This is a genomic window from Sodalis sp. RH19, from assembly GCF_047324215.1.
Taxonomy (GTDB): domain Bacteria; phylum Pseudomonadota; class Gammaproteobacteria; order Enterobacterales; family Enterobacteriaceae; genus Acerihabitans.
In genome coordinates, this window is record NZ_CP178734.1 from 3,529,346 (window position 1) to 3,545,663 (window position 16,318).

The 16,318-nt window shown below is 57.7% G+C and carries 11 protein-coding genes and 1 riboswitch; of the genes, 9 read left to right on the top strand and 2 right to left on the bottom strand.

Going from position 1 to position 16,318, the window contains the following annotated elements:
- Positions 1–9 precede the first annotated feature (9 nt).
- Complete coding sequence (leuD, locus tag ACL2XF_RS16010) at positions 10–612, top strand: 3-isopropylmalate dehydratase small subunit (RefSeq protein ID WP_410016431.1); 603 nt, start codon at positions 10–12, stop codon at positions 610–612.
- Between the two features lie 584 nt (positions 613–1,196).
- On the opposite strand, the gene sgrT is transcribed toward leuD, so the two are convergent.
- Complete coding sequence (sgrT, locus tag ACL2XF_RS16015) at positions 1,197–1,370, bottom strand: glucose uptake inhibitor SgrT (protein WP_413727152.1); 174 nt, start codon at positions 1,368–1,370, stop codon at positions 1,197–1,199.
- Between the two features lie 95 nt (positions 1,371–1,465).
- Here sgrT and sgrR point away from each other — a divergent pair, with 95 nt between their 5' ends.
- From sgrR to ACL2XF_RS16040, 5 genes are all read left to right on the top strand, one after another.
- On the top strand, positions 1,466–3,136 hold the full coding sequence (gene sgrR / locus ACL2XF_RS16020; RefSeq protein ID WP_413727153.1) for an HTH-type transcriptional regulator SgrR: 1,671 nt from the start codon (positions 1,466–1,468) through the stop codon (positions 3,134–3,136).
- 50 nt (positions 3,137–3,186) lie between these two features.
- A riboswitch (TPP riboswitch) is annotated at positions 3,187–3,304 on the top strand.
- A 46-nt stretch (positions 3,305–3,350) separates the two neighbouring features.
- Complete coding sequence (gene thiB / locus ACL2XF_RS16025) at positions 3,351–4,331, top strand: thiamine ABC transporter substrate binding subunit (RefSeq protein WP_413727154.1); 981 nt, start codon at positions 3,351–3,353, stop codon at positions 4,329–4,331.
- 10 nt (positions 4,332–4,341) lie between these two features.
- Positions 4,342–5,931 carry a thiamine/thiamine pyrophosphate ABC transporter permease ThiP gene (gene thiP, locus ACL2XF_RS16030; protein WP_413727155.1) on the top strand — a complete coding sequence of 530 codons (1,590 nt, stop codon included), beginning with the start codon at positions 4,342–4,344 and terminating at the stop codon, positions 5,929–5,931.
- On the top strand, positions 5,915–6,652 hold the full coding sequence (gene thiQ, locus ACL2XF_RS16035) for a thiamine ABC transporter ATP-binding protein ThiQ (RefSeq protein ID WP_410016436.1): 738 nt from the start codon (positions 5,915–5,917) through the stop codon (positions 6,650–6,652). Before thiP ends, thiQ begins: the two co-directional genes overlap by 17 nt.
- A gap of 1,137 nt (positions 6,653–7,789) precedes the next feature.
- Positions 7,790–9,196 (top strand): S8 family serine peptidase, encoded by a 1,407-nt coding sequence (locus tag ACL2XF_RS16040; RefSeq protein WP_413727156.1) that lies wholly within the window; start codon positions 7,790–7,792, stop codon positions 9,194–9,196.
- 9 nt (positions 9,197–9,205) lie between these two features.
- Here the strand turns inward: ACL2XF_RS16040 and ACL2XF_RS16045 are convergent, their stop codons facing one another.
- Positions 9,206–9,973, bottom strand: coding sequence for a DedA family protein (locus ACL2XF_RS16045; RefSeq protein ID WP_410016438.1), 768 nt, complete (start codon positions 9,971–9,973; stop codon positions 9,206–9,208).
- Between the two features lie 197 nt (positions 9,974–10,170).
- Between ACL2XF_RS16045 and ACL2XF_RS16050 the strand changes: the two genes are divergently transcribed.
- From ACL2XF_RS16050 to rluA, 3 genes are all read left to right on the top strand, one after another.
- A complete protein-coding gene (locus tag ACL2XF_RS16050) occupies positions 10,171–12,543 on the top strand; it encodes a DNA polymerase II (protein ID WP_413727157.1) in 2,373 nt (790 codons plus the stop codon).
- Between the two features lie 170 nt (positions 12,544–12,713).
- Positions 12,714–15,620, top strand: a complete 2,907-nt coding sequence (rapA, locus tag ACL2XF_RS16055; RefSeq protein WP_410016440.1) for an RNA polymerase-associated protein RapA — start codon at positions 12,714–12,716, stop codon at positions 15,618–15,620.
- 43 nt (positions 15,621–15,663) lie between these two features.
- Positions 15,664–16,317: a bifunctional tRNA pseudouridine(32) synthase/23S rRNA pseudouridine(746) synthase RluA gene (gene rluA / locus ACL2XF_RS16060; protein ID WP_410016441.1), complete on the top strand. Its 654-nt coding sequence runs from the start codon at positions 15,664–15,666 to the stop codon at positions 16,315–16,317.
- The last annotated feature ends 1 nt before the right edge of the window (position 16,318 follow it).

Below are 16,318 nucleotides of genomic sequence, written 5' to 3' on the forward strand. Positions count from 1 at the left end.
GACAGTTTTATGGCAAAATTTACCCAACATACCGGGCTGGTGGCGCCGTTGGATGCCGCTAACGTGGATACCGACGCCATTATTCCGAAACAGTTTTTACAAAAGGTCACCCGCACCGGTTTCGGCCAGCATCTGTTTAATGACTGGCGTTTTCTCGACGACGCCGGCAAGGTGCCCAATCCCGACTTTGTACTGAATAAACCGCGCTATCGCGGCGCCAGCATTTTACTGGCGCGGGAAAACTTCGGCTGCGGCTCGTCGCGTGAACATGCGCCTTGGGCGTTGGCCGATTACGGCTTTCAGGCGATCATCGCGCCAAGCTTTGCCGATATTTTTTACGGCAACAGCTTTAACAGCCAACTGCTGCCCATTACGTTGTCGCCGCAGCAGGTGGATGAACTGTTCCTCCTGGTCGCGGCCAATGAAGGCATCACCTTCACGGTGGATTTGGAACACCAGCGGGTCATTGCCGGCGAGAAGAGCTATCCGTTCGAGATCGATGCGTTCCGCAAGCATTGCATGATCAACGGGCTGGACAGTATCGGACTGACGTTGCAGCATGAAGGCGCGATTGCGGATTATGAGGCGAGCCAGCCGGCGTTTTTGCACTAAGTGTCGATTGCTGGCGACGGCGTGGGTACGCTGGGAGCAGGTTTCTCTTGCCGCTAGCAGCGGCGTTCCCTGTTGCCTGGTGCAGGCAAGCGACAAGAGGGATGCTAGCCCATCCCTCTTGACTCCCGGGCTTCCGGCAGATCGTGCGCCGCTGCGCGGTCCCTGGCGTCACAATATCCCGGTACAACGTCAAAACCAACGTCTGTAATTAAAAAGTCTTTATTTGAACGCCGGGAATTTGTACGCCGGTAACTTAAATGCCTGGAATGTGAACGCCGGTGATAAGGGGAGCGGCCCTTTGGCCGGCATTGAGCGCGCTGACGGAGCCGGTTCCACCGGCACGAGCCGCTGGACGCGGCGAGAGGCCCGTTCGCGCCGGGAGCGCATACGGGCCGGTGCGAAAAGGTGGATCCGGCGCAGGAAGGTACCGCTTGCGGCGCGCGATCTGCCGGGAGCGCGGGGTCAAGGGGATGGCGCGACTGCCATCCCTTGTCGCTTGCCAGCGCCCGGCTCAACATATAAAACCAAACTTACGGCAAGCGAAAATACCGCAGGACTTTTATATCACCCCCCGCCACGAGACATCACATCCACTCCCGGTATTCCTGCTCGGACAGTGAATCCGTATGCCATTGGGTTACCTGTAACAACAGCGCCATGCGCTGTCCGCTGCGGCCCCTGTCGGGACGGATCACGCCGCGCCCGCAGATGGCGATAAAATAATGCTGATAAAACCGGCGCAAATTGGCTATTTTCATCGTTACAATCCCTATTCTGCCCTTTCGACACGACCAGTATCGGCTTAAGATACCGGAAGAAAAACAGATGACTTTTTAAGGAGTGTTCCTCTTTTATGTCCTCGCCACGCCTGCAGCAACAATTTATCCGCCTGTGGCAAAGCTGCCAGGGCAAGACACAGGAAACCACCCTGAACGAACTGGCGCAGGCGCTGAGCTGTACGCGCCGGCATGTGCGTACGCTGCTGAAAACCATGCAGGAAATGGGCTGGCTGCAGTGGCAGGCGACAGCCGGGCGCGGCAAGCGCTCGCAGCTGACCTTTCACTATACCGGCCTGGCGTTGCAACAGCAGCGGGCGGAGGATCTGCTGGAGCAGGATCGCATCGAGCAGTTGGTCCAACTGGTGGGCGATAAGGACAGGGTACGCCAGATGCTGCTTTCCCATCTGGGCCGCAGCTTCCGCCAGGGCAAGCACATATTGCGGGTACTGTATTATCGCCCGCTGCTGAACCTGCTGCCCGGCAGTCCTTTGCGGCGTTCTGAGAACCACATCGTGCGGCAGATTTTCAGCGGCCTGACCAAAATAAATGAGGAAAATGGGGAACTGGAAGCGGACCTCGCCCATCATTGGCAGCAAATTTCGCCGTTGTTATGGCGCTTTTACCTGCGTCCGGCGATCCATTTTCATCATGGGCGGGAACTGACGCCGCAGGATGTGTGCAGCTCGCTGCTGCGCCTGCGGGGAAATCCGCTGTTTTGCCATATAAAAGCCGTCTCGTCCGCCATCCCCAATACCGTTGATGTCGCCCTGACCGCCGCGGACGACTGGCTGCCCTGGCTATTGGGCAGCGTGCCGGCCATGATTTTGCCGCAGGAATGGGAGACGATGCCGGACTTCGTCCGCCGTCCCGTCGGCACCGGACCCTATGCGGTGATCGACAACCGGGAAAGCTTATTGAAGATTCGCGCCTTTGATGATTATTTCGGCTATCGCGCACTGATTGATGAAGTGAATATCTGGATCTTGCCGGAACTCACCGCCGAGCTGAGCTATTCCGGCGTCCAGCTCCAGGCGGATAACAGCACCCCGGGTCAATTGGAAACCCGGCTGGAGGAAGGCTGCTATTTCCTGCTGTTTGATGCCCGTTCGCCGCTGATGCAAAACGATGATACCCGCCGCTGGCTGAGTGAAAATATCGATCCCATCGCCATGCTGACCGAGGCGGGATCGGTCTACCAGCATTACTGGTCGCCGGCCTACGGTATCCTGCCGCGCTGGCGCCATAGCCGGGTCGCGCAACCGCGGCCAAGGCCCGCGGAGCTGCGCAGCATCACCCTGACGGTTTATCGCGCCCATTCGGAATTCGATGATCTTTGCCGCGCGCTCGGTGCGGTGCTGGCCCGGCAGGACATCGCGCTGGTGATCAATACCGTGGATTATGCCGCCTGGCATAACGGTGAGGCCGAGAGCGATTTATGGCTCGGCAGCGCTAATTTTTACCTGCCGCTGGATTATTCCCTGTTCGCCAGCTTTTACGAGATGCCGCTGATGCATCATTGCCTGCCGGCCGACCTTAGCGACGCGCTGGAGAAATGGCGCGGCAAGGGCCTGTCCATGGCGCAATGGTGCCAATCGCTTATCACCGGCCATCGCCTGCACCCGCTGTTCCATCATTGGCTGATTCTACAGGGCCAGCGCAGCATGCGCGGGGTCAGGATGAATACGCTGGGATGGTTTGATTTCAAATCCGCCTGGTTCGCCCCGCCGGACCCGCAAGACACATAAGACACGTAAGACAGGCTGTTAAGCCAGGGATAAAACCATTACACTTGCATTTGTTCTCAACGGGGTGCGAAGCGTCCGGCATAGCGTTAGCCGGCGCGCAAGCTGAGAGTATACCCGTCGAACCTGATCCGGCTAATACCGGCGAAGGGATTTGAGAGTGCGTCCCGCTGCCGCCTCAAACGCCTTTGCCGCCTTTTTTTTCCAGGAGCGCAAAGTGTTGAAAAAATGGTTACCCTGCCTGCTATTGCTCGCCGCCGCCCCGGCGTTGGCAAAACCCGTCCTGACGGTTTATACCTATGATTCCTTTGCCTCCGAATGGGGCCCGGGGCCGGCGATAAAAACCGCCTTTGAAAAAGACTGTGGCTGCGAGCTGAAATATGTCGTGCAGGAAGATGGCGTCGCCCTGCTCAACCGTCTGCGCATCGAAGGCAAGAACAGCGACGCGGATGTGGTGCTGGGCCTGGATAACAACCTGCTTAAGCCCGCGCAGGATACGCATCTCTTTACGGCGCATAACGTCGACACCGCTCATCTGACCTTGCCGCAGGCGTGGCATGATCCCACCTTCCTGCCTTTTGATTACGGGTATTTTGCGTTTGTCTATGACAAGAACAAGCTGAAAAATCCGCCCAAAAGCCTGCATGAACTGATAGACGGGCCGCAGGCGCTGAAAATCATTTACGAAGATTCGCGCACCAGTACCCCGGGACTGGGCTTATTGCTCTGGGTGCAGCAGGTATATGGCGATAAAGCGCCCCAGGCCTGGCAACGGCTGGCGAAAAAAACCGTTACCGTGCCCAAGGGCTGGAGCGAAGCCTATGGCTTATTCCTGAAAGGAGAAGCGGACATGGTGCTCAGCTATACCACGTCGCCGGCCTATCATATCAACGAGGAAAAGAAGGATAACTATGCGGCGGCGACCTTCAGCGAAGGCCACTATCTCCAGGTCGAGGTGGCCGGACAATTAGCCGCCAGTAAAAATCCGCAGCTGGCGCAGCAGTTTATGCGTTTTGTCGTTTCCCCGGCTTTCCAGCAGACCATTCCCACCGGCAACTGGATGTATCCGGTGATCAAAACCGCGCTGCCGGCCGGCTTTGACGTATTGCCGGCCAAGACGTTGAATTTCAGCGCGGATGACGTGGCGGCCAAACGCGGCGCGTGGACCCAGGATTGGTTGCGTTCCGTCAGCCAATGATGCCTGGCCGATGATACCGCGCTGGTTATGGCCGGGACTGCTGGCCGCGCTGATGCTTACGGCCGTGGCCCTGACGGCGGTCGGCGCCTTGTGGCTGAACGCGCCGACGCTCCAATGGCGCGACGTGCTGTCGGACAGCTATCTGTGGCATGTCCTGCGTTTTACCTTTTGGCAGGCGCTGCTGTCGGCGCTGCTATCGGTGCTGCCCGCCGTTTTTTTGGCGCGGGCGCTTTACCGCCGGCGGTTTCCGGGACGCCTGCTGTTGCTGCGCTTTTGCGCCATGACGCTGGTGCTGCCGGTGCTGGTGGCCGTGTTCGGCATCCTGAGCGTGTATGGTCGCCACGGCTGGCTGGCGCAGCTATGCCTCTGGCTGCATATTCCCTACGGTTTTTCACCCTACGGCCTGCGGGGGATCCTGCTGGCCCATGTATTTTTTAACCTGCCGTTGGCCACCCGCCTGTTGTTGCAGGCGCTGGAAGGCATTCCGGTGGAGCAGCGCCAGCTGGCCGCGCAGCTGGACATGGCGGGCTGGCATTTCTTCCGCATTCTTGAGTGGCCTTATCTGCGCCGTCAACTGCTGCCTGCGGCGGCGCTGATATTTATGCTGTGTTTCGCCAGTTTTGCCACGGTGCTGTCGCTGGGCGGCGGACCGCGGGCGACCACCATTGAGCTGGCGATTTACCAGGCCTTAAGCTATGACTACGATCCCGGCCGCGCGGCGCTGCTGGCCCTGGTGCAAATGATCTGTTGCCTGGGGCTGGTCTTGTCCAGCCAACGGCTGACCCGCGCGTTTCCCGTCGGCGCGACGCATTTTTCCCAGTGGCGCAATCCCGGCGATAATCTGGCGCGCCGTTTGACCGACGCGCTGGTTATTGTCCTGGCGCTGGTGCTGCTGGCGCCGCCCCTGCTGGCCGTGGTGGCCGGCGGTGTCAATACGGGCATGGCGCGGGTCCTGTCGCAGCCGGCGCTGTGGTCGGCATTGCTGACGTCGCTGCGCATTGCCCTGGGCGCGGGCCTGCTGTGCGTGGTGCTAACGCTGATGCTGCTATGGAGCAGCCGCGAGCTGAGGCTGCGTCAACGTCCCTGGTCCGCGCAACTGCTCGATCTTAGCGGCATGCTGATCCTGGCGATGCCGGGCATTGTGCTGGCCACCGGTTTCTTCCTGATCGCCACCCATACCCTGGGATTGCCCCGCTCCCCCTATGCATTGGTCATACTGACCAATGCGCTGATGGCCATTCCCTACGCCCTGAAAATTCTGGAAACGCCGATGCTGGACCTGGCGGAAAGGTATAATCGTTTATGCCTGTCCCTGGATATGCGCGGCCTGACGCGGCTACATTGGGTGGAATGGCGCGCGCTGCGCCAGCCGATTGGCCGCGCCATGGCGTTCGCCTCTATCCTGTCGCTGGGTGATTTTGGCGTGGTAGCGTTGTTCGGCAATGAACATTTCCGGACCCTGCCGCTCTATCTTTACCAGCAAATCGGCGCTTATCGCAGCGAGGACGGGGCCGTTACCGCGCTGTTCCTATTGGCGCTGTGCTTTTTATTATTTACGCTAATCGAGAAACTCACGGGGCTGCATGATAAAACTGGATAAAGCGACCTATCTTTACCAACATTTGCCGATGCGTTTTGACCTGCGGCTGGCGGCGGGAGAAAAGGTCGCCGTCCTGGGCCCCAGCGGTGCCGGCAAAAGCACCCTGCTCAACCTGATAGCCGGTTTTCTGCCCCTGCACAGCGGCAGCCTGTGGTTAAACGGCCAGGATCACAGTGCCACCCCGCCCGCCCGGCGCCCCGTCTCCATGCTGTTCCAGGAGCATAACCTGTTCGCTCACCTGACGGTGGCGGAAAACATCGGCCTTGGGCTGCATCCGGGGCTGGCGTTGACTCCGGCGCAACGGGAAGCGTTAAATGCGGTGGCGGCACAGGTAGGGCTGGAGAAACTGCTGGACCGCCTGCCGGGGCAACTGTCCGGCGGGCAACGGCAGCGGGCGGCCCTGGCGCGTTGTCTGGTGCGCGACCGCCCCATCCTGCTGCTTGATGAGCCGTTTTCCGCGCTCGACCCCGCCTTGCGTGTCGATATGCTGCAACGGGTGGACGACGTGTGCGCCAGCCGCGGCCTGACCCTGTTAATGGTATCGCACAACCTGGATGACGCCGTGCGCATCGCGCCGCGCACCCTGCTGATTGTCGATGGCCGCATTTATTACGACGGCCCGACCGCGCGCCTGGCGAGCGGCGAAGCCGGCGAAGCCGCCGTCCTGGGTATTGCGCCGCACGCGCCGGACCCGCGCCCGCGGTTGGCCGGAGAGGATTAACATCACCGATGCCCGGCGCCGCATAATGACGCGATGGCTTCGCGTGCTGGAATAAGATCGCGGCAAATAGCCAAAAATAGCATTCTTGAGCCGATTCACATTATGCCAAATAAATTGTTACTATTATGAGATGGAATTAAATGTCGCCTGGAAATGCCACAGAGCATCCATTGGTAAGGGCTTATTGTTGCACCCCAGTGGTTACAGGCATCGGCAGTAATAGCATTTTAATTATGTTGTACTAATGAACGTATTTGTAAACAGCTTATCGTCAATGCTGGGGAAACTCATAAATAAAATAATCAAGATACGGCAGAAAAGCGTCATGCGTTTTCGCATGCCGCCTGGCAATGCCCGCAATTTACGAGTAGTGATTTTTATCGCCAGCGTTTCAGCCCGCCTATAAGGGAGTTGGGATGCTGGCCTTTCACGCCAAAAAGCCGCCATCCGGCCCCATCCCGGTATCACCCCACTGAATACCCCGCGCACAACATCATGATTATATTGTCAAACATATTACACCACCCCCCATTACGTTTTACAACCACTGCTGTTACGTCCCTCCGCGGCGGAAGAAAAACCGGCCTGCGCTTTTGCTGGTCGCCGTTTTTTCGCCACACATAAGCTTTTTTTTATTATTATCCATGTTTTTTTCTTTGAATTTAATGAAAAATAAGAAATTACGTATAAATAGCATTTTAAAGTTAAGATAATTTAACATTAGAATAAATATTGACTTGCTTCACACTATTATTTGAGAATGTTGTTTGATTTATTGCAATTAGAGTTTATATTAAATAAAAATCATATATAAAAATCACTTATTAAACATCCACTTCGATTATTGTATATTGAGTACAATCTGCATTAAGTTTTAAAGAATCTTATTTAACACAGCTGAATTTAACTTTACGCGACAGTAGGTCATGCACCCTGCGCAAGAAGGGACAATAGTGACTGTCATCTTTTTCTCATTAAAAATTTATGCAAACCATTAATTTAAACATCAGGAGAAACTGAATCACCGCGGCAGCAATGCCTTTGTGCAAATTTTACTTCTTATCAGACCAAACATCATAAATGACGGGATGAATCGTCAACCGTCAAATACGATTTTATTATCGGGGGTTAACTATAATGAGTGACAAAATTCTTAAAAAAATTGACTTCTTTGCCCAGCAGGGCGTCAAATACACTAACATCGTGTTTCAACTTAAACGAAACAATGCCGGCGCGTATTACTTTTCAGAAGCGCAAAAAATTGAGCACGAGCTCAAATTTAACTTTGAAACCATGGGAGTTTCCCCTTTATTTGACATATCCGGCAGTCCCCGTGATGATGCGGCCAAAGAAATGAATAAAACATTTGGCTTGGATCGCTATTTCAAAATCAAATTTTTTAATGAGAATGTCAACGCTGTTGAATATATTAATGAAATACTTCACGCCATTGCGCTATTCAGCTCAGTCGAGACGGTTTATCCCACTACCGAACCCGTATCGCTACGGGGCGCAAGAAGTTATAACGCTCTTCACACCGAGCAACCCACCCTTGATGATGAGCCAAAAACGCTTAACGGCGTCGAAAATTATAACTTCGTCCCTTTACAATATTATCTTTGGCCTGCCCGGCATTGTTTCAATAGCTTCAGGCTCGGCGGTGTCGACGGCACCGCCGGTCTAAGTTACGCCGGGGGCAGGGGCGAAAATGTCACCATCATTACCAACGAGCCTGATGCCTGGTTCACCGGTCATATTAACCTTCCTCCGGAGCGCGCTATTGTCGAAGGCGCCGTCACCGTCGGCTGCGACAATACCGCGTCCGTGGGTGTGATGGCGGGGCTGGAGCTGGGGTATGGCATTATGGGGATCGCCAGCCGGGCGAAGGTGGGTTATGCCGCCCGGGGCCTGCAATATCTCTATAACCTTTATCACCGTCTTAAGGCGGGAGACGTTATCCAAATAGGTATGCAGCATCAAGGAGGAAATAGATCTTATTATAATCAGGAATGTTATCTTCCGGTCGAATTTGAACCTGCCTGGTTTGATATGATCTCCGCGTTAACATCCAAAGGTATCCACGTTATTGAGGCGGCGGGGAATGGCGCGATTAATTTAGACCATCCGATACTTAACGGCAAATTCAATCGTCATCAAAGGGATTCAGGCGCTATTATTGTCGGAGCCCTCGACCCAAGGACGGGACTAAGGGCCGCCTACAGTAATTTTGGTTCGCGCATAGACAGTTCGAGCTGGGGTGATTTTGTGGTAACGACCTCATACGGTTATGCCACGCTGCTCAATAAAACCAATGCCTGGTACATCAATAATTTTTCCGGCAATTCGCCGGCCAATCCCATCGTGGCGGGTGTGGCGGCATGCCTGTCAAGTATTGCCATCGCCAATAAAAAAAACCTTACCGCCCCGCAGTTCCGTGAATTACTCACCAGTACCGGAACGGTGCTGGCGGAGAATTTTTCCTCGATTATAGGAACGCAGCCGGATTTAGGTAAGGCGATATATACCTTATTCTCCAAATACTGAAGCCGTCGGTCACACCCTGACCACTTTCCAGAATTGAGCCGCGTAGATCGGCATCAGCGGATGCTGGATAAGCGCAACCAGCGCCGCCGCCATCGCCAGGAGGCAAAGGGGGGCCAGCCAGCGCAATCGCGACAGCGGCAGCCAGCGGGTGAGGCGATCGGCCTGGCGTTTATCGGTTCGCAACCAGCGCCATCCAAGCCAGCCGGCCAGCCAGCCCAACAGGGCCACGCCTAACAGCAGGCCACGGAATTGCCCGGAGTGCTGTCCGTCTGGGATATTAATAGCCACCCCGGCCAGGATGCCGGGCATAAAATACGCAGGTGGCCAGGTGAGGCAGCCGATAACATTGGGCAAGGCGAATTTCAGGGGCGGCAGGTCCAGCATCCCGGCCACCATCGGCACCAACGGCCGGGTAGGGCCGATAAACCGGCCGGCCAGGATCGTCAACACGCTATGCCGGTGCAGGGCATGTTCGATTTTATTCAACGTGGCGCGGTTTTTTTTCAGGAAAGACCAGCGTTTCAGCGACTTTTTACAGCCATGGCCGATAACATAGGAAATCCAATCGCCAAGAAAGCATCCGATAATGCCGGCCGCCCAGGCGGGATAAAATCCCATCGCGCCGCTGCCGATAAGCGCGCCCAGCGTCGCCATCATCACCGTACCCGGTAATAACAGCCCGACAAAAGCCAGGGATTCAAGAAATGCCACCAACGAGACGGCAAAAAGCGAAAAAGCCAATGACTGCGTAACCCAGTGTTCGAAAAAAGCCAGCATAACCCCCTCAGGTTTCTATAAGCCGATGGATTGTCAGGGCTAGAAGGCCCGCCGGTCAACGTAACAATTGTATGAAGATTTGGCTGCGCTTGTCCGGACGCGGCGCAACTGGACAAATACTGTATAAATAATCATAATTATCAGGTTGCCCGAGATAAGGCGACGCTTCATTTACTTTAACCGGATATCCAGACGCCATGCCAGACCAATCCCTGCCCGGCCAGGGTTTTGTCCTTACCCGCCACTGGCGGGATACTCCCGACGGCGCCGTCATCGATTTCTGGCTGGCGACCGATGGCGGCGCGCGGAAAATCAGCCTGCCGCCGCAGCAAGCGGTGGCGTTTATGCCCGCGGAGTGCCTGCCGCGCGCGCAAACCCTGGCGGCCGCCATCCCCGGCTGCGAGCTGCTTCCGCTGGCGCTGCGTGACTTTCATCGTCGCCCGGTGGTCGGCGTTTACTGCCGGCACTATCGCGATTTAGGCCGGCTGGAAAAACGGTGCCACGAGTCCGGCATACCGCTGTATGAAGCCGACATTCGCCCACCGGAGCGTTATCTGATGGAGCGTTTTATCACCGCCCCGGTCTGGTTTGACGGCCATGTGCAGGAAAACGGCGTTATCACCCACGCGCGGCTTAAGCCGTCGCCTGATTACCGGCCCGCGCTGAAACTGGTTTCGCTGGATATTGAAACCAACCGTTTTGGCGAACTCTATTGCATCGGTCTGCAAGGCTGCGGGCAGCGGCGGGTTTATATGCTGGGCGAGCCCCCGGCCGCCGGCGCCGGGTCGTCCGGATTCCTTGAATACGTACCCACCCGCGCGGCGTTGATCCAGCGCCTGAACCAGTGGTTCGCCGACCATGACCCCGATGCCGTTATCGGCTGGAACCTGGTGCAGTTCGATTTACGTATCCTGCAAAAACAGGCGGAACGCTACCATCAGCCTTTGCTGCTCGGGCGCGGCGGCGCGGCGCTGGAATGGCGCGAACATGGCGCCAAGGCGGGACATTATTTCGCCAGCGCCGCCGGCCGCCTGATTATCGACGGCATCGAGGCGCTGAAATCCGCCTTCTGGCAGTTTTCCTCGTTTAGCCTGGAAAACGTGGCGCAGACGCTGCTGGGCGAAGGAAAGGATATCTCGACGCCCTACCAGCGCATGGACGAAATCGACCGGTTGTACCAGGAAGATAAGCCGGCGCTGGCCCGCTACAATCTCAAGGACTGTGAGCTGGTGACGCGTATTTTTGACCATACCCGCCTGCTGGCGTTTCTGCTGGAACGCGCCACCGTCACCGGGCTGGCCGCCGATCGCAGCGGCGGATCGGTGGCCGCGTTTACCTGGCTCTACCTGCCCAGAATGCACCGGGCGGGTTTTGTGGCGCCCAATCTTGGCGATGTACCGATGCAGGCCAGCCCCGGCGGTTATGTCATGGATTCCCGCCCCGGCCTGTACGACTCGGTGCTGGTGCTGGATTATAAAAGCCTTTATCCCTCTATTATCCGCACCTTTCTCATTGATCCGGTGGGGCTGATCGAAGGCATGGCCGGGGACGCGCCGGACGGGACGGTCGCGGGTTTTATCGGCGCGCGCTTCTCCCGCACCCATCACTGCCTGCCGGACATCGTTCGGGAGCTTTGGCTCGGGCGCGAACGGGCGAAACGGGAAAATAACCGGCCCTTATCCCAGGCGTTGAAAATTATCATGAACGCTTTCTACGGCGTGCTGGGCGCGCCCGGCTGCCGTTTTTTCGACGCCCGGCTGGCCTCCTCCATTACCCTGCGCGGCCATGACATTATGCACCGCACCCGCGAGCTTATCGAAGCCCGGGGTTATCCGGTAATCTACGGCGATACCGACTCCACGTTTGTCTGGCTGAAACACGCCCACGATAGCGAAGCGGCCAATGCCATCGGTCAACGCCTGGTCAGCGATATCAATCAATGGTGGCAAACGCACCTGCGCGACACCATGGGGCTGGAAAGCGCGCTGGAACTTGAGTACGAGACACACTTCACCCGTTTCCTGATGCCTACGATTCGCGGCGCGGAGCTGGGCAGCAAAAAACGTTATGCCGGCCTGGTACAGGACGACAAGGGCGAACGCATGGTATTTAAAGGCCTGGAAACCGTGCGCAGCGACTGGACGCCCCTGGCCCAGCAGTTCCAGCAACAATTGTATGAGCGCATCTTCCGGCGCCAGCCGTATCAGGATTTTGTCCGCGATTATGTCCGCCGCACCCTGTCCGGCGAGCTGGACGCCCTGCTGGTGTATCGCAAACGCCTGCGGCGCAGGTTAAGCGAATACCAGAAAAACGTGCCGCCCCAGGCCCGCGCGGCGCTTATCGCCGATGAGTATAACGCCCGTCACGGCCGGCAGCAGCAGTACCAAAACGGCGGGTGGATAAGCTATATCATGACCGCCCATGGTCCCGAGCCCCTGGAAATCCGGCAAAGCGTGCCGGACTATAATCACTACCTGGCCAAACAGCTCCAGCCGGTGGCGGATGCCATCCTCCCCTTCCTGCGTGATGACTTTGCTACGCTTATATCAGGTCAGATGGGACTGTTTTGATGCGAAAGTGATGGATTGGTAGGTGACGAAGCGACACTCATCCATTAACATAGCGCCTTTTCAGACCTCAGCATCACTCTTGCCGCATTTTTCACCGCCGTGGCACCAGGCCGCGGTAAGCCGCGCTATTGCCGGTATTTTTGCCTAACATAACACCGAGCCGAGAATTTATGCCTTTTACCTTAGGTCAACGCTGGATCAGCGATACGGAAAGTGAATTAGGACTGGGAACCGTGGTGGCACAGGATGCCCGCATGGTCACCCTGCTGTTTTCCGCTATCGGTGAAAACCGTCTTTATGCCCGCGCGGATGCGCCTATCACCCGCGTGATATTTAATCCCGGCGATACCATCACCAGCCACGAGGGCTGGCAGCTCAGCGTGGAATCCGTGCGTGAAGAAGACGGCCTGCTGACCTACATCGGCACCCGATTGGATAACGGCCAGGCCGATACGGCCCTGCGGGAAGTCCTGCTCGACAGCAAGCTGACCTTCAGCAAACCCCAGGACCGACTGTTCGCCGGCCAGATCGATCGCATGGACCGTTTTGCCCTGCGTTATCGGGCGCGCAAGTTTCACAGTGAGCAGTTCCGCCAGGCCTGGAACGGACTGCGCGGCATCCGCGCCAACCTGATTCCCCACCAGTTGCATATCGCCTCCGAAGTGGGACAGCGCTACGCTCCCCGGGTTTTGCTGGCGGACGAAGTGGGCCTGGGCAAGACCATCGAGGCCGGCATGATTATCCATCAGCAGTTGCTCACCGGCCGCGCCGAGCGGGTGCTGATCATCGTTCCCGAGTCGTTGATGCATCAATGGCTGGTGGAAATGCTGCGCCGTTTCAACCTGCTGTTCTCGCTGTTCGATGACGAGCGCTACTCCGAGGCCATGCAGGACAGCGATAATCCGTTTGAAACCGAACAACTGGTGCTGTGCTCGCTGGATTTTGTCCGCCGTAACCACGAGCGGCTGGAAAAGCTGGCCGACGCCGATTTTGACCTGATGGTGGTGGATGAAGCCCATCATCTTTCCTGGAGCGAGGAGGCCCCCAGCCGCGAATATCAGGTCATCGAACAGCTGGCGCGCAGTATTCCCGGGATCTTATTGCTGACCGCCACCCCGGAGCAGTTGGGGCTGCAAAGCCATTTCGCCCGGCTGCGGCTGCTGGATCCCGATCGGTTCCATGACTACCAGGAGTTCGTGGCGGAGCAACAGCGTTACCGCCCGGTAGCCGACGCGGTGACCCTGCTGCTGAACGGCAAGGCGCTGGACAAGGACGCCAAGAACCTGCTGGCCGATATGATAGGCGAGCAAAGCATCGAACCCCTGCTTTCCGTCGCCAATGGCGAGGATGAGCGCGCCCAGGCGGCGCGTCATGAACTGATCGCTATGTTGATGGATCGCCACGGCACCAGCCGGGTGCTGTTTCGCAATACCCGCCAGGGGGTGAAAGGCTTCCCGCGCCGGCTGCTGCATCAAATCAGGCTGCCGCTGCCCGCGCAATACCAGACCGCCATTAAAGTGGCCGGCATCATGGGCGGTAAACTGACGCTGGACGATCGGGCGCGCAACATGCTGTATCCCGAACAGATTTATCAGCAGTTCGAGGGCCAGAACGCCACCTGGTGGAACTTCGATCCCCGCGTCGAATGGCTGATGGATTTCCTGCTGCAAAACCGGCAGGAGAAAGTGCTGGTGATCTGCGCCCATGCCGCCACCGCGCTGCAGCTTGAACAGGTATTGCGCGAGCGCGAAGGGATCCGCGCCGCGGTGTTCCACGAAGGTCTGTCGCTGCTCGACCGCGACCGCGCCGCCGCCTATTTCGCCGCGCAAGACGACGGCGCCCAGGTGCTGCTCTGTTCGGAAATCGGCTCCGAGGGCCGTAACTTCCAGTTCGCCAGCCGGATGGTGATGTTCGATCTGCCATTCAATCCGGACCTGCTGGAACAACGCATCGGCCGCCTGGATCGCATCGGCCAGAACCACGATATTCTGATCTTCGTGCCTTATCTGGAGCAAACGGCCCAAGCGGTGCTGATCCGCTGGTATCATGAAGGCCTGGACGCGTTTGAACATACCTGTCCCACCGGCCGGACGTTGTACGATCAATACTACCAGCAGTTGATCGGCTACCTGGGCGAACCCGCCAAACTCGACGGCCTGGATGACTTTATCCACGCCTGCCGCCGCCAGCACGACCTGTTGAAACTGCAACTGGAACAGGGACGCGACCGTCTGCTGGAGCAGCATTCCAACGGTGGTGAACAGGCGCAGGCGCTGGCCGATGCCATAGCCGGCCAGGACAGCGACGCCCAGTTGGTGAATTTCGCGCTTAACTTATTTGATATCGTAGGCATCAACCAGGAAGATCGCAGCGACAGCCTGATCGTGCTGACACCCTCGGAGCATATGCTGGTGCCTGATTTCCCGGGCCTGCCCGAGGAAGGATGCACCATTACCTTTAACCGCGAGCAGGCGCTGTCCCGGGAAGATACCCAGTTTATCAGTTGGGAGCATCCGATCATCCGCAACGGTTTGGATCTGGTATTATCGGGTGACAGCGGCACCAGCGCGGTATCGTTGCTGCGCAATAAAGCGCTGCCGGCGGGCACCCTGCTGGTGGAACTGGTGTATGTGGTGGAGGCGCCCGCGCCGAAAAAACTGCAGTTGAGCCGCTTCCTGCCCGCCACGCCGGTCCGGTTGCTGCTTGATCAGAACGGCAATGATTTGGCCGGCCAGGTTGAATTCGAGCAGTTTAATCGCCAGCTCAACGCGGTGAAGCGTCATACCGCCGGTAAACTGGTCAGCGCGGTGCAGCCGGAGGTGCATAAGCTGTTGCAAAGCAGCGAAGCGCTGGTGGCGAAACAGGCCCAGGTATTGATAGACAACGCCCGGCGGCAGGCGGACGAAAGCCTGAGCGCCGAACTGCATCGCCTGGAGGCGTTAAAGGCCGTCAATCCGGCGATTCGCGAGGACGAGCTGGAGACGCTGGCGTCCAACCGCCAGCAGGTGCTCGAGCAGTTGGACCAGGCAAACTGGCGGCTGGATGCCATTCGCCTGATCGTGGTGACCCATCAGTAAGCATGACCTACCCGGGGCGACGCCCCGGGCAAACCGGAGCAGCATGGAACCCTATAATCCGCCCACCGAACCCTGGCTGCATATCCTGTACCAGGACGCGCATATTATGGCGGTCAACAAACCCAGCGGCCTGCTGTCGGTTCCCGGCCGCTTGCCTGAGCATAACGACAGCGTGATGACCCGGGTCCTGGCGCAATTCCCGCTGGCGCAGTCCGTGCACCGGCTGGACATGGCCACCAGCGGCGTGATGGTCGTGGCCTTGTCCAAGGCGGCGGAGCGGGAGTTGAAACGCCAGTTCCGCGAACGCGAGCCGCGCAAGTCCTATATTGCCAGGGTATGGGGACACCCCGCCCAGGAAGAGGGATTGATTGATTTACCGTTGATATGCGACTGGCCCAACCGGCCGCTGCAAAAGGTGTGCTTTGCCACCGGCAAGGCGGCGCAAACGCAATACCGGGTATTGTCTTATGACGCCGATCTCACCGCGCGGGTGCTGCTGATGCCGGTCACCGGGCGCTCGCACCAGCTGCGGGTGCATATGCAGGCTATCGGTCATCCGATCCTGGGCGATGGTTTTTACGCCACGCCGCAGGCCAAGGCCATGGCCGGCCGGCTGCTGTTGCATGCCCAGGAGCTGGCCATTACCCACCCGGCCTTCCACTCGCCCATTCATTTCCGCTGCGAAGCGGATTTCTGAG

Bases quoted from the DNA above. Each gene is read 5' to 3' on its own strand.
- leuD (WP_410016431.1), top strand. From the start codon at position 10: ATGGCAAAATTTACCCAACATACCGGGCTGGTGGCGCCGTTGGATGCC.
- sgrT (WP_413727152.1), bottom strand. From the start codon at position 1,370: ATGAAAATAGCCAATTTGCGCCGGTTTTATCAGCATTATTTTATCGCC.
- sgrR (WP_413727153.1), top strand. From the start codon at position 1,466: ATGTCCTCGCCACGCCTGCAGCAACAATTTATCCGCCTGTGGCAAAGC.
- thiP (WP_413727155.1), top strand. From the start codon at position 4,342: ATGATACCGCGCTGGTTATGGCCGGGACTGCTGGCCGCGCTGATGCTT.
- thiQ (WP_410016436.1), top strand. From the start codon at position 5,915: ATGATAAAACTGGATAAAGCGACCTATCTTTACCAACATTTGCCGATG.
- ACL2XF_RS16040 (WP_413727156.1), top strand. From the start codon at position 7,790: ATGAGTGACAAAATTCTTAAAAAAATTGACTTCTTTGCCCAGCAGGGC.
- ACL2XF_RS16045 (WP_410016438.1), bottom strand. From the start codon at position 9,973: ATGCTGGCTTTTTTCGAACACTGGGTTACGCAGTCATTGGCTTTTTCG.
- ACL2XF_RS16050 (WP_413727157.1), top strand. From the start codon at position 10,171: ATGCCAGACCAATCCCTGCCCGGCCAGGGTTTTGTCCTTACCCGCCAC.
- rapA (WP_410016440.1), top strand. From the start codon at position 12,714: ATGCCTTTTACCTTAGGTCAACGCTGGATCAGCGATACGGAAAGTGAA.
- rluA (WP_410016441.1), top strand. From the start codon at position 15,664: ATGGAACCCTATAATCCGCCCACCGAACCCTGGCTGCATATCCTGTAC.